Raw genomic sequence first — 2,959 nt, 5'->3', positions numbered from 1 at the left:
CCAAAAAATAAAACCTTCAAAAAACCCGCAGGCTCAAGCCTGGGGCTACACGGACAAAGCGGTGCCTGCGCGGGCTAAAAGAGCCTTGTTAGGTGCGATCGCATCAAAGCAAGGATGATTTATTTGTTGGAATCCCCTCAAGCAGGTTGCATCAAGATGACTCCTAAAGGAGTCACTACAAACATTTCCAGTCCCCTCCCCTTGGCAAGGGGAGGGTTAGGGTGGGGTCCACAGTGGTGTGGGTTTTTACAGACTCTCAATACCCGATTCCGTATGATATTGTTTAATCCTTGTTCGAGGATAACCCTATGAAGCTCAATTTAATGAATGATACGTTACAAATTGAATTAGACTTTTGGGAGCAATTCTTGGCATTCAGCTTTGAGAAGATTTTGACCATTCCCCTAAGTCATATTATCAATGTTTCCACCGCCGAGCCCAAAAGTAATTGGGCCGAAATTCGCGCCCCGGGAACGTTTTTACCCGGAGTGATTAAAGCCGGAACCTACTACAATCCGGAAGGAAAAGAGTTCTGGTATGTCACCCGAGAAAAAGATTATCTCACCCTAGAATTACGAGATGAACCGTTTAAACGGATTGTTTTAACGATAGATAATGCCTTGGATTGGGCGAATCGAATTCAGGGAGAAATTTAGGGTAACCGGCGGGGCTTCACAACCCCGCCAATAAAAACCCGCACCCTAAAGGGTGGGGCTATACAGACGAAGCCCGCCTGCGCGGGCTAATTCAGAGACAACTGGAGTTGGTATTAACCACCAGCAACAGCAGGGACAATACTCACCTCATCCCCTTCCTTGAGAGGCGTATCAGGACCCTCTAAAAAGCGGATATCTTCTTCATTAACATACACATTCAAAAAGCGCCGAAGTTGTCCTTTTTCATCACAAAGACGCTCTTTAATACCGGGACAGTTAGCCTCCAACGAGTCTAACAATTCCGCCACATTACTACCACTGCAATCAACAGTAGCCTTATCATTGGTAAACTTCTGGAGAGGAGTCGGGATTAAAACTTTAACAGACATGGTTCGCAAATAAAGAGGATAGGGGAGATAGGAAAGATGGGGGAAACTGTTCGTAGTAACGACTTCAGTCGTTTCCGGATGTTCGTAGTAACGACTTCAGTCGTTTCCGGATGTGCATCCCCCCATTCCCGCAACATCAAACCCATGTTAAACTAAAACTTGCTGCCATTCCAAGCGATCGAGGGTGCGAGAACGCTCCAACGCCCGCTCAAAACTCTCTAATTTCGGCTCAATCGTCAGCGGTTCACCAATATAACCCTGAACCGCTTCCTGGGTTTTTAATCCATTCCCAGTAATATAAACCACCGTCGTTTCATCCGGGTCAATTTTTCCCTCTTCCAGAGATTTCTTCAAAACAGCAATCGTAGTCCCGCCAGCAGTTTCTGTAAAAATCCCTTCTGTTTCAGCCAACAGCTTCATCCCTTCAATGATTTCTGCATCACTGACAGATTCAATATTGCCATTGGTTTTCTGAGCAACTTCTAAAGCATAAATCCCATCAGCAGGATTCCCGATCGCAATCGATTTCGCCACAGTATTCGGTTTCACCGGCTTAATAAAGTCCCGTCCTTCCCGGAAGGCAGCGGCGATCGGGGAACAACCATCCGCTTGAGCCCCTGTAAACCGAACGGCTTTCTCGTCAACCAATCCAACTTGAATAAACTCTTGGAATCCTTTATAAATCTTCGTGAACAGAGAACCGGATGCTAACGGTGCAACAATGCGATCGGGCAATTGCCAACCCAATTGTTCTGCGACTTCATAAGCCAAGGTTTTAGACCCTTCCGAATAATAAGGACGGAGGTTAATATTAACAAAACCCCAACCATGAGTATTGGCGACTTCCGAACAGAGGCGGTTTACTTGGTCATAATTTCCTTTAACAGACATCAGGGTTGGATTATAGATGAGAGTCCCCAACACCTTGCCTGCTTCCAAATCCGAGGGAATAAACACACAACAATCTAACCCCGCATAAGCAGCGATCGCAGCGGTAGAATTCGCCAAATTTCCGGTACTTGCACAGGAAACCGTCGTAAATCCCAGTTCCTTCGCCCGAGTCAACGCTACCGAAACCACCCGATCCTTAAAACTAAGGGTCGGCATATTCACTGCATCATTTTTAATATAAAGATTTTTCATCCCCAGACGACGCGCCAAACGGTTGGACTTCACCAAAGGAGTCATCCCCGTTCCCACATCAATTGGATTATCCGTCATCACCGGCAAAAAGGGACGATAACGCCAAATCGAGTGAGGACCCGCCTGAATCCTTTCCCGAGTCACCTGACGGCGAATCTCATCATAATTATATTTGACTTCCAGGGGTCCAAAACACAATTCACAGACATGAATCGCCTTCGTTTCGTACTCCGCACCACATTCTTTACATTTCAACTGGTCAAACGTGGCCCCATTCGGTGGGGTTTCATGGCTGTGAGTATGCAATTCTGTCGCCTGGATCATGGTTCAAACCTCTGGACTCTCTATAAATAGGGGCTTGGAAGTCACCTTCCCTCATCTGTTGGGAAGATAGTAACACAGCGCAAAATACTCGTCAACCAATCCCGACCAAAAAGGTCGGGATTGGTCCTTGGTCATTGGTCCTTGGTCATTGGTCCTTGGTCATTGGTCATTGGTCCTTGGTTAGAAACCGGGTTTCTTCACAAAAGCTCTAGCAATCAGCAACAAATCTGAGCGAGAAACCCGGTTTCTTGTCCTTGGGCTCTACAACTCTCCCAAGGACAAACAACAAATGACAAATAACAAATGACAAATGACAAATGACAAATAACAAATGACAAATGACAAATGACAAATGACAAATGACAAATGACAAATGACAAATGACAAATGACAAATGACAAATGACAAATGACAAATGACAAATGACAAATGACAAATGACAAATGA

3 protein-coding genes are annotated in these 2,959 nt (G+C 45.5%); 1 reads left to right on the top strand and 2 read right to left on the bottom strand.

Annotation, left to right across the window (positions count from 1 at the left end):
• The first annotated feature begins 308 nt into the window (after positions 1–308).
• Complete coding sequence (locus NG833_RS16705; RefSeq protein ID WP_254566420.1) at positions 309–656, top strand: hypothetical protein; 348 nt, start codon at positions 309–311, stop codon at positions 654–656.
• Between the two features lie 113 nt (positions 657–769).
• On the opposite strand, the gene NG833_RS16700 is transcribed toward NG833_RS16705, so the two are convergent.
• Positions 770–1,045: a MoaD/ThiS family protein gene (locus NG833_RS16700; protein ID WP_254566419.1), complete on the bottom strand. Its 276-nt coding sequence runs from the start codon at positions 1,043–1,045 to the stop codon at positions 770–772.
• Positions 1,046–1,192: 147 nt separating this feature from the next.
• Positions 1,193–2,512 (bottom strand): threonine synthase, encoded by a 1,320-nt coding sequence (gene thrC / locus NG833_RS16695; RefSeq protein ID WP_254566418.1) that lies wholly within the window; start codon positions 2,510–2,512, stop codon positions 1,193–1,195.
• Positions 2,513–2,959 lie beyond the last annotated feature (447 nt).

This window comes from Oscillatoria sp. HE19RPO, from assembly GCF_024220515.1.
In the GTDB taxonomy this organism is placed as follows: domain Bacteria; phylum Cyanobacteriota; class Cyanobacteriia; order Cyanobacteriales; family Laspinemataceae; genus Laspinema.
Note: the sequence above shows the minus strand (reverse complement) of the source record. Positions and strands in the feature narration are given on the sequence as shown.